Here is a 452-nt window from a genome sequence, read left to right as displayed (position 1 = left end):
CGGGACCGGGGTTGCGGAGTACCGGCTGGTGCTGGACAGCGAGGGCAGGGCGGTGCTGGAGGCTGCGCTCGGTCCGTTGTCGGCACCCAGGCCGGTGGACGGTGAGCGGGACCTGCGCAGCTGTGATCGGCGTCGGGGTGAGGCGTTGGTGGCGTTGGTGCGCCGGGCTGTGGCAGCGGGTGAGGGGGTGGGTCCGAACGCGAAGACGCAGCTGGTGGTGACGATGGACTGGGCTGCTCTGGCCAGTGGTGTGCGTGGGGCGGGGGTGACGGTCGGTGGTCCGGACGCGGGGGTGTTGGTGGCCCCGGAGACGGTGCGCCGGTTGGCGTGTGAGGCGTCGGTGTTGCCGGTGGTGTTGGGGTCGGGTGGTGAGGTGGTGGACCAGGGCCGGGTGGTGCGGTTGTTCACCACGGCTCAGGTGCGCCGGTTGTGGTTGCGTGACGGGGGTTGTT

Annotated in this window: 1 protein-coding gene; it reads left to right on the top strand. The window is 71.5% G+C overall.

The genetic code is table 11. The features are described 5' to 3' along the window. Positions 1-28: 28 nt before the first annotated feature. Positions 29-452: DUF222 domain-containing protein (locus tag ASD62_RS20980; RefSeq protein ID WP_369818814.1), on the top strand; the 424-nt coding region annotated here is incomplete at its 3' end.

The organism is Phycicoccus sp. Root563 (genome assembly GCF_001427915.1).
In the GTDB taxonomy this organism is placed as follows: Bacteria; Actinomycetota; Actinomycetes; order Actinomycetales; family Dermatophilaceae; genus Pedococcus.
The sequence above is the reverse complement of the archived record's forward strand: the minus strand, read 5'-3'. Positions and strand labels throughout refer to the sequence as shown.